The sequence below is a fragment of the Novosphingobium rosa NBRC 15208 genome (assembly GCF_001598555.1).
Lineage (GTDB): Bacteria > Pseudomonadota > Alphaproteobacteria > Sphingomonadales > Sphingomonadaceae > Novosphingobium > Novosphingobium rosa.
In genome coordinates, this window is record NZ_BCZE01000010.1 from 68,332 (window position 1) to 84,012 (window position 15,681).

Consider the following 15,681-nt stretch of genomic DNA (forward strand, 5'->3'; position numbering starts at 1 on the left):
TACCCCCCAAGAAAAGGACTACCGCATGCGTCTTGCAATGATCGGCCTTGGCCGGATGGGCGCCAACATCGCGCGTCGGCTGATGCGCAACGGCCATGAGATCGTGGCCTTCGATCTGAGCGAAAAGGCCATCGATGCTCTGGTGAAGGACGGCGCCACCGGCTCCACCTCTGTCGAGGATCTGGCGGGCAAGCTCGATGAACGCCGCATCTTCTGGGTGATGCTGCCCGCCGGCGAGCCCACCGAGAGCATGATCCAGAAGCTGTTGGGGCTCTCGCGCCCTGGCGACATCATCATCGATGGCGGCAACACCTTCTACAAGGACGATATCCGCCGCGCCAAGGCCTGCGCCGAAAAGAGCGTCACCTATGTCGATGTCGGCACCTCGGGCGGCGTCTGGGGGCTGGAGCGCGGCTATTGCATGATGATCGGCGGCGAGAAGGAAGCGGTCGATCTGCTCGACCCGATCTTCGAGGCGCTGGCCCCCGGCATCGGCACCATCCCCAAGACCAAGGAGCGCGCCGAGGCCAGCGATCCCCGCGCGGAAAAGGGCTACATCCATGCCGGTCCGGCGGGCGCCGGGCATTTCGTCAAGATGGTCCACAATGGCATCGAATATGGGTTGATGGCCGCCTATGCCGAGGGCTTCGATGTGCTCAAGGGCAAGGCGTCGGAAAAGCTGCCCGAGGATGAGCGCTTCGACCTCAACCTCACCGACATCGCCGAAGTATGGCGCCGGGGCAGCGTGGTGTCCTCCTGGCTGCTGGACCTCTCGGCCTCGGCGCTGGCCAAGGATCAGGCGCTGGATGCCTTCAGCGGCAATGTCGCGGATTCCGGCGAAGGCCAGTGGACCATCGACGCCGCCATGGAAGAAGCGGTGCCCGCCTATGTCCTCTCGGCGGCGCTGTTCGCCCGCTATCGCAGCCGGGTGGAGAACACCTTTGGCGACAAGCTGCTCTCGGCCATGCGCTTTGGCTTTGGCGGCCATGTGGAGATCCCGCAATAATGAAGAAAGCACCCGTTGCTCCCCCCGCGACGGTGGTGATCTTCGGCGTGACAGGCGACCTGACCCGTCGCCTGTTGCTGCCGGCCATCGTTAACCTCCAGCAATCAGAGCTGCTCGATCCGGCCACCAAGATCATCGGTGTGGGCCGTGACGATATCGATGCCGATATCCTCTGCAAGGAACGCCTGCCCGGCTTCTTCGAGGAGGACGGCGCCGCGTGGAAGGCGCTGAAGCCGCGCATCGCCTATCAGCGCGGCGATTTCGGCGATGAGGCGCTCTATCAGGCGCTGGGTGAGCAGCTGGATGCCAGTGCCATGTTCTATCTGGCGGTGGCTCCCAGCTTCTTCGGCCCCATTGTGGAGCAATTGGGCAAGGCCGGGCTGCTGGACGAGAGCAAAGGCTTCCGCCGCGTGGTGGTGGAAAAGCCTTTCGGCACCGATCTGGCCTCGGCCAAGGCGCTGAACGCGCGCCTGCTGGCTCAGGCCGGCGAGGAGCAGCTTTACCGCATCGATCATTTCCTGGGCAAGGAAACGGTGCAGAACATCATCGTCAGCCGCTTCGCCAATGCGCGCAATGAGGCGGTCTGGAACAATCGCTACATCGATCACGTGCAGATCACCGCCGCCGAAACGGTGACGGTCGGTTCGCGCGGGGCGTTTTACGATGCCACCGGTGCGCTGCGCGATATGGTGCCCAATCACCTGTTCCAGCTGCTGGCGCTGGTGGCGATGGAGCCGCCGATCAATCTGGAAGCCGAAAGCCTGCGCAATGAAAAGGTGAAGGTGATCGACGCGATCCAGCCCATCGCGCCGGAAGATGCGGTGCGCGGCGCCTACACCGCCGGCAAGATCGGCAAGGAGAAGGTGCCAGCTTTCCGCGAGACGGAGGATGTTTCGCCCGACAGCAGCACCGAGACCTATGTCGCCCTCAAGCTGGCGGTGGAGACCTGGCGCTGGCACGGCGTGCCCTTCTACCTGCGCACCGGCAAGGGCCTGACCGCGCGCGATACCGAAATCGTGATCCGTTTCCGCGACGCGCCCATCGCCCTGTTCCGCGACACGCCGACCGACAGCCTTCCCCCCAACCAGCTTATCCTGCAGATCCAGCCGGATGAAGGCATCAGGATGGATATGGCGGTGAAACGCCCCGGTCCCCTGATCGAGGCCGTGCCTGCCAGCATGTCTTTCGCTTATGCCGATATCTTCGATATGGGCCACCGCACCGGCTATGAGACGCTGATCTATGACGTGCTGATCGGCGACCCTTCGCTGTTCCAGCGCGCCGACCAGATCGAGGCGGGCTGGCGCGTGGTCCAACCGCTGCTTGACGCATGGACGAGCGGCGAGCCGGAGGCCTATGAACCGGGCAGCGCTGGTCCCGCAGGCGCGGATGAGCTGATCGCGCGCGATGGCCGCAATTGGCACGAGATTGGATAGAACTCGCCCCATGAAAGACCTGCGCCTTTTTATCTCCGACATCGACGGCACTCTTACCCGCAGCGACAAGACCATCAGCCCCGCCGTGGTGGAGGCCGTCCACCGGCTGGGCGCGGCGGGCGTGCCCTTCACGCTGATCAGCGCCCGTCCGCCCAGCGGCTTGCTGTGGATCGCCGAGACTTTGGGCATCACCCATCCCATCGGCGCCTTCAACGGCGGAACCATCGTCAAGCCCGATGGCACGGTGCTGCATTCGGAGCAGGTGCCCGCCGATGTGGTGCTGCAGGTGCTGGCGCTGATCGACCGGCCCGATGTGACCATCTGGCTCTTCAGCCATGGCCGCTGGATCGCTCAGCGCCCCGACGATCACTATGACGACCGCGAGCGCAAGTCCGTCAGCCAGGAGCCGACCTACGACGCCAAGCTGGAAGCCTATGCCGACAGCGTGGACAAGATCGTCGCCGTCTCCAGCGATCATGCCATGCTGGCCGATCTGGAAGCCGTGGTGGAGCGCGCCGTGGGGACGCGCGCCACGGTGGGCCGGTCGCAGCTTTATTACCTCGATATCACGGCGACGCGGGCCAACAAGGGCGATGGCGTGCTCGCTCTGGCGCAGGCTTTCGGGGTCGATCCGGGGCAGGTTGCCGTGATCGGTGACCAGCGCAACGATATGCCGATGTTCCGTGAGGCGGGCCTCTCCATCGCCATGGGGCAGGGTCCGGAGGAGGTGCGGGAAGCCGCAACCCATGTCACCGCATCGAATGATGAGGATGGTGTGGCTCAGGCCATCGATTCTATTCTGCTGCCCATCGTGGCGTTGCGCGGTAAATAGCTGATAAAAATTGTTTTATGCCTTTCGGGCGGTGTAAAATACCGCCCGGAACATTCCCCTCCCGCTGGCGTTCCAAACTTGCCATCAAGGAGGTGGAACTCATGACATTGAAATCGACCATCGGCGCATTGTGCGCCGCGAGCCTTGCTGTCTGCGGCATCTCTGCCGTTCACGCCCAGCCTGTCGCGCATGACAATGCCGCGCCCAACCCGGCCATGAAATCGCCCGATCACATGACCCATGCGCCGCTGGCCAAGGGCAAGAACTCCTTTACGGAAGGCGAGGCCAAGTCGCGTCTGGAAAAGGCGGGCTATGCCAATGTCGGCGATCTGATGAAGGACAATGACGGCCTGTGGCAGGCCAGCGCGACCAAGCACGGCAAGCCCGTGAAGGTGGCGCTGGATTACAAGGGCAATGTGGCCACGCGCTAAGCGCTGAGCCTGTTCAATGGGAAAGGATTCATCATGACCCAGATCGTTACCCGTCTGTTCGACAATTTCTCTGATGCGCAGCATGCCGTGCTGGAACTGGAACGTGTCGGCGTGCCCCATGGCGACATCAGCCTCGTCTCGCACCAGAAGGGCGGCGGCCATGCCGTGGCCGATGTGCGCGAACCCCATGACCATACCGCTGGCGATGCCGCCGCGCGCGATGCCGGTGTCGGCGCCGCGCTGGGCGGGGTGATCGGAGCCGGTGGCGGCGCCTTGGCGGGCCTTGGCCTGCTGGCGATTCCGGGCCTTGGTCCGGTGATCGCGGCTGGCTGGCTGGCTTCGGCGGCGGTCGGTGCTGCTGTTGGCGGCGCGGTGGTGGCGGGCGCTGGCGGCATTGTCGGCGCGTTGACCCACTCGGGCGTCAGCCGCGAGGAAGCCGATGTCTATGCTGAGAGCGTGCGGCGCGGCGGCACGCTGGTCAGCGCCAAGGTGGACGACGATCTGGTGCTGACCGCCCAGACCGCGCTCGACAACACGCCCTATGTCGATATCGCCCAGCGCCGCACCTATTATCAGGGGCAGGGCTGGACCGCTTTCGACGACAGGCTCGATCCCTACACCGATGCCGAGATCGAGGCCGAGCGCGCTCGCTGGCGCTAAAGCTTAGGCTTTGCAGCAAAAAGCCCGGCTTCCAGAAGGGAGCCGGGCTTTTTCTCATTCCGCCTTTTCGCCGTCGGGCTGTTTTTCCTGCCCCAGACCGTGGCGCAGCAGCATCGGCATATGGGCAAAGGTGAACAGGAATGACAGCGGCATAAAGACGATCAGCTTGGCGCGCAGCCACTGGTCGAAGGTGAACCAGCCCTTGTAGGCGAAGACCTCGTTCAGCGCGGCGAAGAAAAGGAAAAACCAGCCCCAGTTGCGCGACAATTTCATCCAGCCCTCATCGGAAAGCCCGTCGAAGGCGCTTTCCAGCAGGTACTTCAGCGTCGGCTTGCCCTTGGCCCAGCCAATCAGCAGCATCACCGAAAACAGCGCGTAAACGGCAGTGGGCTTGTGCCGGATCCAGCCTTCATCCTGGCTGATCATGGTCAGCGCGCCAAAGCCGCAGACCAGCACGGTGGAGAGCCACAGCATGGGCGAGACCTTGCCGCGTATCCACTTGGACGCGATCAGCGCCAGCACCGTGGCCGCCATAAAGACGCCGGTGCTTTTGGTGACGGCGGCCACATCGCTGAGACTTGCCGCGCCCGAAGGCTTGAACAGGCGATAGGCGACAAAGAAGGCCGCGACCGGGCCGTAATCGATCGCCAGATTAACCAGCGGCGAGTGGTTCTTGCGTTCCGGCGCCGTCATGCCGCGACCCCAGCGATCACGCGGGCCACCAGATCGGGATCGAAGGGGCGCAGATCGTCGATCCGCTCGCCCACGCCGATGGCATGGATGGGCAGGCCATATTGCTCGGCGGCGGCCACCAGCACGCCGCCGCGCGCGGTGCCATCCAGCTTGGTCATGACCAGACCCGTCACGCCCGCGACCTCCTTGAAGGTCTCGATCTGGGCGAGGGCATTCTGGCCGTTGGTGGCATCGAGCACCAGCACCACATCATGCGGTGCGGCCGGATTGAGGCGACCCAGCACGCGGTGGATCTTGGCCAGCTCGTCCATCAGCTCGCGCTTGTTCTGCAGGCGCCCTGCCGTATCGACGATCAGCGCATCGGTGCCGCGCTCGCTGGCGGCTTTCACCGCATCGAAGACGATGGCCGCCGGATCGCCGCCCTCGGGGCCTTTCACGATGGGCACGCCCAGGCGATCCGCCCAGACGCCCAACTGGCCGATGGCGGCGGCGCGGAAGGTGTCGCCCGCCGCCAGCATCACCGCATAGTCCTCTTCCTGGAACAGGTGGGCCAGCTTGGCGATGGTGGTGGTCTTGCCGCTGCCGTTGACGCCGATCACCAGCACCACATGCGGGCGCGGGAAGGCGGTGACCTCCAGCGGCTTGGCCACCGGGCGCAGGATGGCGGCGATTTCCTCGGCGACGGCCTCGCGGATCGCGGTTTCATCGGCGGAACCATCGAACCGACGCTGTGCCATGGCGCCACGGATGCGCGCGGCGGCACGCGGGCCCAGATCGGAGAGGATCAGCGCATCCTCCAGCTCGTCGAGCTGGTCTTCGGTCAGGCGCGCGGCACCGGTGATGCCGGAAAGATTGCCCGCCAGACGTTCGGAGGTCTTGGCGAGGCCGCCCATCAGGCGGGAGGTCCAGTTCTCGGCGCTCATGAGAGCAATCCTTCGGTGATGCGTGTGGGGGTGATGGTCAGCATCTGCCCGGGCGTGGAGCCTGCGGGCAGGGCGATCCTTGCGAAATTTTCGGCGTGGCCGGTGCCGTCGCGCTCGGCCAGCACGGTCTGGGGCTGGCCGATCAGGCTTTCCAGCCAGACGGCGCGGCGTGTGGCGACGGCGTTGCGGAGTTCAGCAGCGCGCTGGCTGACCAGCGGGCGCGGCAGTTGCGGCATGCGCGCGGCAGGTGTGCCGTGGCGGGCGCTGTAGGGGAAGATGTGGCCGTGGACGACTCCAAGCTCATCGATGATCGAGAGATTGTCGGCATGGGCGGCCTCATCCTCGGTGGGGAAGCCGGCGATCAGATCGGCGCCCACGGCGATATCCGGGCGGCGGGTTTTTAACGCAGCCACCAGATCGACAGCATCGGCGCGGCTGTGGCGGCGCTTCATGCGCTTGAGGATCAGATCGGCGCCATGCTGCAAGGAAAGATGAAGATGCGGCATCACCCGCGCCTCGCTGGCGATGATTTCGCGCAGCAGGGGGTCGATCTCCACGCCATCCATCGAGGAGAGGCGCAGGCGGGGCAGGGTGGGCACATCGCGCAGGATCGCGGCGACCAGATCGCCGAGGCGCTGATCGCCATGGTTCCAGCCGGTGAGATCCACGGCGGTCAGTACCACCTCGCCCACGCCAGCTTCGGCATGGGCGCGCACTTCGGCCACCACATCAGGGATAGCGCGCGAACGGCTCGGGCCGCGACCGGCGGGGATGATGCAGAAGGTGCAGGCATGGTCGCAGCCGTTCTGCACCGCCACAAAGGCGCGCGTATGCTGGCCCGAAGGCACCGGCAAGGCAGGCGCGGGCGGCACATTCCAGGCGCGCGCATCTAGCTTGTCGGCGTTGGCGATCAGGCCGTCGATATCGAGGGCGGCGATGGCCTCGCGCTCCACCTCAACCGCGCAGCCCGTCACCATCAGCCGCGCATCGGGTCGGGTGCGGCGCGCTTTGCGGATGGCCTGACGCGTCTGGCGCAGCGCCTCGGCGGTGACGGCGCAGGAGTTGATGACCACCATGTCGCGCTCGCCTGCCAGCAGCGCGCGCATATGCTCGCTCTCGGCCAGATTCATCCGGCAGCCCAGCGAGACGACCTCGACACTCATCCCTGATAAAACGCGGACAGCTCGAACGCGCCGCGGAAGGCTTCGGTGGCGGGGCCGGTCATGGTGATCCCTTCGTCGCCGCGCCATTCGATCACCAGCGGGCCGCCCGGCAGGGTGACCGTCACGCGGCGATCGACCAGACCGCGCCGCATCGCGCCGATGGCGGTGGCGCAGGCGCCGGTGCCACAGGCCAGCGTCAGCCCCGCGCCGCGTTCCCACACGCGCAGGGTGATGGCATCGCGCGCCGTGATAGTGGCGACATTGACGTTGATGCGTTCCGGGAACAACGGATCATGCTCGATCAGCGGGCCGAGGCGATCCAGCTCTACGGCATGCGTATCGGGCGTGAAGAAGATCACATGCGGGTTGCCCACATTGACGGCGGTGGGGGCATCCAGATCCTCCCAACCCACCGGCATGGTCAGCGTGTCCATGGCATAGGCCAGCGGAATGGCGTCCCACTCAAAGCGGGGGCGGCCCATATCGACCGAAATGCCATCGGGCGTGGGCGCGGCATAAATCACGCCCGCCAGCGTCTCGATGGCTGCCGCGCTGCCGTGGAGCAGGCCCACGGCGCGGGTGGCATTGCCGCAGGCCTCGACCTCGCTGCCGTCCTGATTGAAGATCCGCATTTTCAGATCGGCGATTTCGGAGTTTTCGAGCAACACCAACTGGTCGCAGCCGATGCCGCGATGGCGGTCGCCCAGAGCGGCGGCCAGAGTGGCGGTCATGGGCGGTACGTTGCCTTCGCGCGCGTCCAGCACGACGAAATCATTGCCCAGCCCATGCATCTTGACGAAAGGAACACGCATAATGGGGCGCTCTAGGCGCATGGGGGGGCTGCGTCCAGTGTTGGCAGGCGGTAAATTCGTCTGGATGGTGGGGCTGGGTGAGCTGCCTCTGGCCAAGACGGTCAAGCGGTGTCACATAGGGATGGTTGCAAAACCATGGCGCAATGCCGGGGAGAGTCTTGCGTGATCGTTCAATTCGGAACCAGCCGGTTCCTTCAGGCCCATGTCGATCTTATGGCCAGTCAGGCGCGGGATGCGGGGCAGGATGTGCCGCCCATCACCATCGTCCAGACCACGGGTGACGCGGAAAGAGCCAGGCGTCTGGTGACTTTTGCCGATGCGGAGGGCTTCCCGGTGATCCTGCGCGGGATCGAGGCGGGCAAGGCGGTGGATCAGACGGTGCAGGTGCGCAGCGTGATCGGCGGGATCAGCGCCGTGACCGACTGGCCTCCTCTTGTGGAGCTGGTTGCCGGGCAGGCGCGGTTTCTTGTCAGCAACACGGGTGACACCGGTTACCATATTTTGCTTGAGGATCGAGAACGTCCAGCGGCGGGACAGGCGCCGGGCGGATTTGTGCCCAAGCTGACGGCTTTGCTCCATGCCCGCTGGCAGTGGGGTGGCGCACCGATCACCTTGCTGCCTTGCGAACTGGTGCCGCGTAATGGTGATGTGCTGCGCGGTCTGGTGCTGGGTCTGGCGCGCGACTGGGGGCTGGAACAGGGCTTTGCCGCATGGCTGGAAAGCTGCCTCTGGATCAGCACGCTGGTCGACCGCATTGTCAGCACGCCGCTGGAACCGGCAGGCGCGGTGGCCGAGCCCTATGCGCTCTGGGCGGTGGAGCGCCAGCCGGGGCTGGTCATGCCTTTCACCCATCCCCAGCTGGTGCTGACCGATGACCTGGAGCCGTTCGAAAGGCTCAAGCTGCATATCCTCAATCTGGGCCACACATGGCTGGCGCAGCAATGGCATGAGGGCGGGGCCGATCCCGCTCTCACCGTGCGCGCGATGATGGAGGATGGTGTGACGTTGCCTGCGCTGCTTTCACTTTATGTGCAGGAGGTTGTGCCGGGCTTTGCCATGCGTGGTCTGGGCAAGGAGGCGGAGGCCTATGTCGAAACCACGCTGGATCGCTTTGCCAACCCTTATCTCGACCACCGGCTTGCGGATATTTATAGCCATCATCGCGCCAAGATCGAACGGCGGGTGACGGGCTTTATCGATTGGGTGAGGACTGAAACGCCCGATCTTGCCCTGCCGCGCCTTGAAGCTTTGGCCCATTCTGTTTCGGAGACTGCCGCATGACCCGGGCCCTTCGCCTTTCCCCCTTTGACGATGTGGCGGTGCTGATCGATCCGGCCTCTGCGGGCGACGATGTGCTGGGGGTGACTGCCCGCGATGCCGTGCCTTTTGGCCACAAGCTGGCGCTGCATGATCTGGCGGGGGGCCAAGTGGTGCGCAAATATGGCCAGCCCATCGGCATCGCCACGCAACCCATTCAGGCGGGCGAGCATGTCCACAGCCACAATCTGGCCGTCGGTGAGGGTCGTCATGCCGGAGCGGCGGTGACGTCAGGCGTGGCGGGCCGTCTGGTGGCGCCTCCCACGGATGCCCATTTCGAGGGCTACCTGCGCGCCAATGGCCAGGTCGGCACGCGCAATTGCATCGCGGTGATGGGCAGCGTCAATTGCGCCGCCACGGTGGTGCGTCGCATCGCCCGGCGTTTCGAGGATGCCGCCATCCCCGGCATCGACGCCGTGGTGCCGCTCACCCATGCCAGCGGCTGCGGCATGGCCAAGAGCGGGGAGGGCATCGACACGCTGGAGCGCACCCTGACCGGCTATGCCCGCAACCCCAATTTCGCGGGCGCGGTGATCATCGGTCTGGGCTGCGAGGTGGCGCAGATCGGCGAGATGCTGGAACGCCACGGGCTGGCGCCGGGGCCTTTCCTCAAAACCTACACCATTCAGGATGCGGGCGGCACGGCCCCGGCCATCGAGCATGGCATCGCTCTGGTGCAGGAGCTGATCGAGGAAATCTCCACTGCCCGGCGCAGCACGCGCCCTGCCAGCGATCTGGTGCTGGGGTTGCAATGCGGCGGGTCGGATGGCTGGTCGGGCATCACCGCCAATCCGGCGTTGGGCGCGGCGAGCGATCTGCTGGTGGCGGCGGGCGGCACGGCCTTCCTCTCCGAAACGCCGGAAATCTATGGCGCCGAGCATCTGCTGCTGGCCCGCGCCGCCGATCCTGCCGTGGCGGCGGCTCTGGAAGAGCGCATCGGCTGGTGGGAGGCGCATGCCAGCCGCCATGGCATCAGCCTCGACAACAATCCTTCGCCCGGCAACAAGGCGGGCGGGCTGACCACCATCTTCGAGAAATCGCTGGGCGCGGTGGCCAAGGCCGGATCGGCGCCTCTGAGTGAGGTGCTGCTCTATGGGCAGCCGCGCAGCCGCAACGGGCTAATCTTCATGGATTCGCCGGGTTACGATCCCTGTTCGGCCACGGGGCAGATCGCCTCGGGTGCCAATCTGCTGGCCTTTACCACCGGGCGCGGCTCGGTCTTCGGGGCGCAATGCGTGCCTTGCCTCAAGCTGGCTTCCAACGCCGCGCTGGCCGGGCGCATGGCCGAGGATATCGATGTCGATTGCTCGCCCGTTCTGGAGGGCATGAGCGTCGAGGAACTGGGCCAGCGCATCTTCCGGCAGCTGCTGGAGGTCGCCTCGGGCCGCCCGACCAAGAGCGAGGCGCAGGGCGTGGGCGATTATGAATTCGTGCCCTGGCAGTTGGGCGCCTGGGTTTAAGCGAGACGCAAGGGGGCTGGTTTGGCCGGGCTTTGGGTGTATCCCGGCCCGGCCATAGTTCAGGACCAACCCCATGATCCAGCGCTCGAAACCGAGCCTTTTCGATATTCTCTTTGCGTGGAAAGGCACGATCCTGCCGCGCATCGGCGGGCGTCTGGCGCTGATCGTGCTGGCCAGCATGGGGGCGGTGGTGGCGGCGCGCGCACATCCCGGCATCTTTGCGCAGATCAGCGCCTTTCCTTTCACGCTGATCGGTCTGGCGCTCTCGATCTTTATGAGCTTCCGCAACAATGCCTGTTACGCCCGTTGGTGGGAGGGGCGGCAATTGTGGGGCGCTCTGGTGATCGAGTGCCGTACCATCGCGCGGCAGGTCGCCACCTTGTCCGCGGGCGAGCGGGAGCGCTTTGTGCTGGGGCTTTGCGCCTTTTCCGCAGGGCTGAAGGCAAGGCTGCGCGGCGACGATGAGCCCGGCGCCATCGCCGCATGGTGGGAGGGGGGCTCATGGCAGGAGGCCATCAACCCCACCAATGGCGTGGTTCACGAGATGGGTGTGGCCAGCCAGCGCCTGCTGGCGCAAGGCGCGCTCGATCCCATGCGCTGGACTGCGCTGGAGCAGCATCTGGCGGCGCTGTCAGGCATTCAGGCGGGCTGCGAGCGGATTGCCGCCACGCCGGTGCCCTTCGCCTATTCGCTGCTGCTGCATCGCACGGCCTATATCTTCTGCCTCAGCCTGCCTTTCGCGCTGGCCGGGGCTTTGGGCTGGTGGGCGGTGCTGCCCTCGGCGCTGGTGGCCTATACGTTCTTCGGGCTGGACGCGCTGGGGGACCAGCTGGAGGATCCCTTTGGCCGCGATGTCAACGATCTGCCGCTCGATGCGATCCTGCGGGTGATCGAGCGGGATATGCTCTCGGCGCTGGGGCGCAAGGATTTGCCGCCTGTGCTCAAGCCTGTGGATAATGTGTTGATGTGAGGTGGAGGGCATGTCGATAACATGTCGACAATGCCGGGAAAGAAAAAAGCCGACCCGAAGGCCGGCTTTCTCAATTCCTTGATATCACAAGGAATAAAATGGTCGGGGAAAGAGGATTCGAACCTCCGGCCCCTGCCTCCCGAAGACAGTGCTCTACCAGGCTGAGCTATTCCCCGACCGGTGCTGCAGAGGCGGTTTGAAGCGTCTCTGCGAGGCAGGAGCGGGCCTATAGACAGCGATTCCGAACCACGCAAGCGGCGTTTCGCATTTTTTTGCCGATCTGCGAATTTTCCCCGTTTTCAGCTTTTTGCTGAAAATGAGAAATGATGACTTCCGCAACGCCTTGGGCCAAACTGCGGGGATGACCTTGCCTTATACGATCCGCACCGAGTCCACCCACTGGGAAGAGCAATATCTGGCCCTGATGGACCATATCTGGCGCCATGGCGATGAACGGCGCGACCGCACGGGCGTTGGCACGCGCTCGGTCTTCGGGGCGCAGATCCGCTGCGATCTTTCTGACAACCGCATGCCGCTGCTGACCACCAAGCGTGTCTACTGGAAGACGGCGACGCGCGAATTCCTGTGGTTCCTCACCGGCGACACCAACATCCGCTCGCTCTGCGCGCAGGGGGTGGAGATCTGGACCGACTGGCCGCTCGACCGCTATCGCAAGGAAACCGGCGACCCGATCAGCCGTGAGGATTTTTCCGCCCGCATCGTGGCGGATGAGGCTTTCGCGCGGCAATGGGGCGATCTGGGCCCGGTCTATGGCAAGCAGTGGGTCGATTGGCCGAACTATCAGCCTGCGGGCGATGGCCTTTATCGCAAGGCGGAGGGCATCAACCAGATCGCCGATCTGGTCCACAGCCTGCGCCACAATCCGGGCAGCCGCCGCCATATTCTGGAAGGCTGGAATGTGGCCGAACTCGATTCGATGGCGCTGCCGCCCTGCCACAAGACCTATCAGTTCCATGTCGCCGATGGCCGCCTCTCGGGGGTTCTCTATCAGCGCAGCGCCGATGTGGCGCTTGGTCTTCCCTTCAACCTGTGGAGCGCCGCGCTGTTTATCCGCATGCTGGCCCAGCAATGCGATCTGGAGCCGGGCGAACTGGTCTGGATGGGCGGTGACACCCACCTCTACCTCAACCACGAGGATCTGGTGGAGGCGCAGTTGCAGCGCAAGCCCTCGGGCGAACCGCGCATGGGCCTGGCGCGCCGCCCGGAGACGATCTTCGATTACGCCATCGAGGACTTTGTCGTCCCCGATTATGCGCCTCAGGGCAAGCTGGCCGCGCCGGTCGCGGTCTGAAGGGGAGAGGGCGATGGAGCAGGATCCGCGAATCGATGCCTATATCGAGAAGGCCGCGCCCTTCGCCCGCCCGATCCTGACCCATCTGCGCGCTCTGGTGCATGAGGCGCTGCCCGATCTTGGCGAGACCATCAAATGGGGCATGCCGCATTTCACGGTCGCGGGGAAAAATCTGGCGGGGATTGCGGCCTTCAAGGCGCATTGCGCCTTCGTGATCCATGGCACGGGCCGTCAGGGCATGGAGCGTGACCCCGGTATGGGTGATTACGGCAAGATCGCCAGTCTGGACGATCTGCCGCCCGCCGAAGAGTTGAAAACCAAGCTGCTCGCTGCTGCCGAGAAGATCCGACAAGGCGGCGGCATGGCCCGCCCCAAGAAGGCGCCGAAAGAAGCGATTCCCATGCCTGAGGATTTCACGCAGGCTCTGAAGGCTCATCCGGCGGCTCAGGCGGTGTTCGAGGGTTTCGCCCCCTCCAACCGCCGAGACTATCTGGAATGGATCGTGGAGGCCAAGCAGGCCGCCACGCGCGCCAAGCGCATCGCTCAGGCCGTGGAATGGTTGGCCGAGGGCAAGAAGCGCAACTGGAAGTATGAGAAGTGCTGAACTGAAGCATCGTGCGAAAAAGTGGGAACCGGTTTTTCGCGCCAACGATGCGACAACAGAAGGCCCGGTTTACCTGACCATTCCGGCATAGGCGATCCGCCCAGACCCGGCCAAGGCCTGCGCCGGCGTAATATGCCAGCGCATATGCGTCACATCCTGAGCCGTCGCCAGCCGGTGGCCGATATGAAGGGCGCCCAGACGGCCCCATGTCTTGCCGCCGTCGGCAGAGACCTCGGCTTCATCCTTTTCGCCCGGCTGATAGCTCATGCCGCCCGGCACGGCATCGGTGACGATGAAGCCGCCCGTGCCGCCCAGACGATACCAGCTGAGCAGCGTCACCACCTTGTCGCCTGAATTCACCTGCCGGGCCGGTTCCAGCAGATGCACCGGGCCTCGGGCGTTCTGGCGGGTGTGTTCGACGAACAGGCTCGATTCGAGCATCACATCGCTCTGGGTGACCAAGGCGGCCTGCTGGAGATGGGCATTGTCACGCGCGCGACCGGGACCGGCCAGCAGCGCCATGCCGAGGACCAGAGGCGTCAGGCAAGCAGCGCCCCGCAGCGAGAGGCGGAAAGGTGACGCAGATGTTTTGCGCATGGGCAGAACTTTCACTCGCGGGATCATGCGATGATTCTGCGCCCGATCGATAAAAATTACGGTTAACGCGCTGTTTGGCATAAGCCCGAAACGGCGCGGAAACGGCATCAACCGTGCCGAAACCGCATTTTGGGCGGCTTAAAGCATAGTTTTCCACAGCTTAACGGCAAAATTGAGAAAGCTGGCGGATCGTTGTTGACAGGGTCGGCGGTCCCGCCTAGAGGCGCGTCTCCCAAGGGGCGCTGCCTCTTCGGAAACACAGGTGAGCGGGTGTAGCTCAGTTGGTTAGAGTATCGGCCTGTCACGCCGAGGGTCGCGGGTTCAAGTCCCGTCACTCGCGCCACTTGTGTTTCAGTAAGAGTGTTCCGGGCATTGCGCGGGTGTAGCTCAGTTGGTTAGAGTATCGGCCTGTCACGCCGAGGGTCGCGGGTTCAAGTCCCGTCACTCGCGCCACCTTGGGAATGTTTTCTCCTAGCGGAAAATGAGAACGGCGGCCTTCGGGTCGCCGTTTCTGTTTGTGCGCCGGACAGCTTATGCGCAGGATAGGGCGCAAAAAAATGCCGGGGTTTTCAGCCCCAGCGCCCGGTCTCCATCCAGATCAGATAGCGCCGCAAGGGCAGCAGCCAGATTACCCCCAGCAGGGCATAGGCGGGCAGCTGGGCCAGCACCGGCCATGGCGCGATCCATGGCGCCACAAAGCGCGCCACCAGCCCGCCATAGACCAGCAGCGCCCCCACCAGCGCCAGAATGCCGATGGGGATGCGCCATGTCGGCGCCTTGCGCGCCGACGCATTACGGGACGTCGGCGCCTTGCGCGTCGACGCATTACCGGACGTCGGTGCCTTGCGCGGCGGAGGTTTGGCCATCAGGGCGCCTCGTAAAGGCGGGTGGGAGTGATGACGGCTTTCAGCGGGTGGTCATGGGCTTCCAGAGGCAGATTGTCCTCCAGCTGGCAGTCCCAGCCCAGGCCAAGCGCGGTCACGCCATGATGCGCCGCCAGCCAGCGGTCATAATGGCCGCCACCTTGCCCCAGTCGCGCGCCATCCGGGGAAAAGCCCACCAGCGGCACGAAAACCAGCTGCGGATCGGCCAAAGGCGAATCGGCTGTGGGTTGCAGTGCGCCATGCGGGCCAACCTCCAGCCCCTGATCCTCATAGGGATCGAGCCAGAGCCGGAACTGCATCGGCGCATCCTTATGCGCAAACCAGGGCAGGGCGATCGGGTGGCCCTGCTCGGCAAACCATTTGGCGTAGCCGCGCGTCGGCGCCTCATCGGGCAGGGCGTGATAGAGGCCGACCGCCGCGCCCTCGGGCGCCAGAGCGGCCACGGCGGCGGGCGGCCGCATCAAGATCAGCGCCCGCACGCGCGGGTCCAGAGCAGCGACATGCGCGCGCCGGGCCTTGCGCAAACGGGCCCGCAGCGCCTTCTTCTCGTCCAAGCGATGCCTCATGGGATGGCGCGGGCC

At 64.9% G+C, this 15,681-nt stretch carries 17 protein-coding genes and 3 tRNA genes; 12 read left to right on the forward strand and 8 right to left on the reverse strand.

The features are described 5' to 3' along the window. Window positions 1-25: 25 nt before the first annotated feature. The 5 genes from gnd to SR3_RS04785 all read left to right on the forward strand — a co-directional run bounded on the left by gnd (window position 26) and on the right by SR3_RS04785 (window position 4,365). Entirely contained in the window at window positions 26-1,006 is a 981-nt protein-coding gene (gene gnd / locus SR3_RS04765; protein WP_068081498.1) for a phosphogluconate dehydrogenase (NAD(+)-dependent, decarboxylating), read from the forward strand. Beyond that, a complete protein-coding gene (zwf, locus tag SR3_RS04770; protein WP_068081501.1) occupies window positions 1,006-2,442 on the forward strand; it encodes a glucose-6-phosphate dehydrogenase in 1,437 nt (478 codons plus the stop codon). Before gnd ends, zwf begins: the two co-directional genes overlap by 1 nt. A 10-nt stretch (window positions 2,443-2,452) precedes the next feature. Then, window positions 2,453-3,274 carry a Cof-type HAD-IIB family hydrolase gene (locus tag SR3_RS04775; protein WP_068081504.1) on the forward strand — a complete coding sequence of 274 codons (822 nt, stop codon included), beginning with the start codon at window positions 2,453-2,455 and terminating at the stop codon, window positions 3,272-3,274. Window positions 3,275-3,375: 101 nt separating this feature from the next. Then, on the forward strand, window positions 3,376-3,705 hold the full coding sequence (locus SR3_RS04780) for a hypothetical protein (protein ID WP_068081507.1): 330 nt from the start codon (window positions 3,376-3,378) through the stop codon (window positions 3,703-3,705). Window positions 3,706-3,738: 33 nt separating this feature from the next. Continuing rightward, window positions 3,739-4,365 carry a hypothetical protein gene (locus tag SR3_RS04785; RefSeq protein ID WP_068081510.1) on the forward strand — a complete coding sequence of 209 codons (627 nt, stop codon included), beginning with the start codon at window positions 3,739-3,741 and terminating at the stop codon, window positions 4,363-4,365. A 54-nt stretch (window positions 4,366-4,419) separates the two neighbouring features. Here SR3_RS04785 and SR3_RS04790 read toward each other — a convergent pair whose 3' ends face one another. From SR3_RS04790 to dapF, 4 genes are read right to left on the reverse strand one after another with little or no spacing between them, the layout of a single operon-like run. Next, a complete protein-coding gene (locus SR3_RS04790; protein WP_068081513.1) occupies window positions 4,420-5,058 on the reverse strand; it encodes an inner membrane-spanning protein YciB in 639 nt (212 codons plus the stop codon). Further along, the gene (gene ftsY / locus SR3_RS04795; protein WP_068081516.1) at window positions 5,055-5,981 is read right to left on the reverse strand and encodes a signal recognition particle-docking protein FtsY; all 927 of its coding nucleotides are present in this window, start codon (window positions 5,979-5,981) and stop codon (window positions 5,055-5,057) included. Before ftsY ends, SR3_RS04790 begins: the two co-directional genes overlap by 4 nt. Then, window positions 5,978-7,144, reverse strand: coding sequence for a MiaB/RimO family radical SAM methylthiotransferase (locus SR3_RS04800; protein WP_068081519.1), 1,167 nt, complete (start codon window positions 7,142-7,144; stop codon window positions 5,978-5,980). The genes ftsY and SR3_RS04800 overlap by 4 nt, the downstream gene beginning before the upstream one ends. Continuing rightward, window positions 7,141-7,956 (reverse strand): diaminopimelate epimerase, encoded by an 816-nt coding sequence (gene dapF, locus SR3_RS04805; RefSeq protein ID WP_068081522.1) that lies wholly within the window; start codon window positions 7,954-7,956, stop codon window positions 7,141-7,143. The genes SR3_RS04800 and dapF overlap by 4 nt, the downstream gene beginning before the upstream one ends. Before the next feature lie 162 nt (window positions 7,957-8,118). On the opposite strand from dapF, the gene SR3_RS04810 reads away from it, so the two are divergent. The 3 genes from SR3_RS04810 to SR3_RS04820 all read left to right on the forward strand — a co-directional run bounded on the left by SR3_RS04810 (window position 8,119) and on the right by SR3_RS04820 (window position 11,703). Then, complete coding sequence (locus SR3_RS04810; protein WP_218018757.1) at window positions 8,119-9,237, forward strand: mannitol dehydrogenase family protein; 1,119 nt, start codon at window positions 8,119-8,121, stop codon at window positions 9,235-9,237. After that, window positions 9,234-10,733, forward strand: a complete 1,500-nt coding sequence (locus tag SR3_RS04815; protein ID WP_068081528.1) for a UxaA family hydrolase — start codon at window positions 9,234-9,236, stop codon at window positions 10,731-10,733. The genes SR3_RS04810 and SR3_RS04815 overlap by 4 nt, the downstream gene beginning before the upstream one ends. A gap of 73 nt (window positions 10,734-10,806) precedes the next feature. Next, a complete protein-coding gene (locus SR3_RS04820; RefSeq protein ID WP_068081532.1) occupies window positions 10,807-11,703 on the forward strand; it encodes a bestrophin family protein in 897 nt (298 codons plus the stop codon). A 99-nt stretch (window positions 11,704-11,802) separates the two neighbouring features. Here the strand turns inward: SR3_RS04820 and SR3_RS04825 are convergent. Next, window positions 11,803-11,879: transfer RNA gene (locus tag SR3_RS04825), tRNA-Pro, on the reverse strand. 185 nt (window positions 11,880-12,064) lie between these two features. Between SR3_RS04825 and thyA the strand changes: the two genes are divergently transcribed. Both thyA and SR3_RS04835 read left to right on the forward strand, forming a co-directional pair. Beyond that, window positions 12,065-13,015: a thymidylate synthase gene (gene thyA / locus SR3_RS04830; protein WP_068081535.1), complete on the forward strand. Its 951-nt coding sequence runs from the start codon at window positions 12,065-12,067 to the stop codon at window positions 13,013-13,015. Window positions 13,016-13,028: 13 nt separating this feature from the next. Further along, complete coding sequence (locus SR3_RS04835) at window positions 13,029-13,619, forward strand: YdeI/OmpD-associated family protein (RefSeq protein WP_068081538.1); 591 nt, start codon at window positions 13,029-13,031, stop codon at window positions 13,617-13,619. A gap of 69 nt (window positions 13,620-13,688) precedes the next feature. Here SR3_RS04835 and SR3_RS04840 read toward each other — a convergent pair whose 3' ends face one another. Then, the gene (locus SR3_RS04840; RefSeq protein ID WP_068081541.1) at window positions 13,689-14,216 is read right to left on the reverse strand and encodes a hypothetical protein; all 528 of its coding nucleotides are present in this window, start codon (window positions 14,214-14,216) and stop codon (window positions 13,689-13,691) included. 266 nt (window positions 14,217-14,482) lie between these two features. Here SR3_RS04840 and SR3_RS04845 point away from each other — a divergent pair. Further along, window positions 14,483-14,559: transfer RNA gene (locus SR3_RS04845), tRNA-Asp, on the forward strand. A gap of 33 nt (window positions 14,560-14,592) precedes the next feature. Further along, a tRNA-Asp gene (locus tag SR3_RS04850) sits at window positions 14,593-14,669 on the forward strand. A gap of 116 nt (window positions 14,670-14,785) precedes the next feature. On the opposite strand, the gene SR3_RS32725 is transcribed toward SR3_RS04850, so the two are convergent. Together SR3_RS32725 and SR3_RS04860 are read right to left on the reverse strand one after the other, a co-directional pair. Beyond that, entirely contained in the window at window positions 14,786-15,082 is a 297-nt protein-coding gene (locus tag SR3_RS32725) for a DUF2842 domain-containing protein (protein WP_084454937.1), read from the reverse strand. Beyond that, complete coding sequence (locus tag SR3_RS04860; protein WP_245653774.1) at window positions 15,082-15,654, reverse strand: 5-formyltetrahydrofolate cyclo-ligase; 573 nt, start codon at window positions 15,652-15,654, stop codon at window positions 15,082-15,084. The genes SR3_RS32725 and SR3_RS04860 overlap by 1 nt, the downstream gene beginning before the upstream one ends. Window positions 15,655-15,681 lie beyond the last annotated feature (27 nt).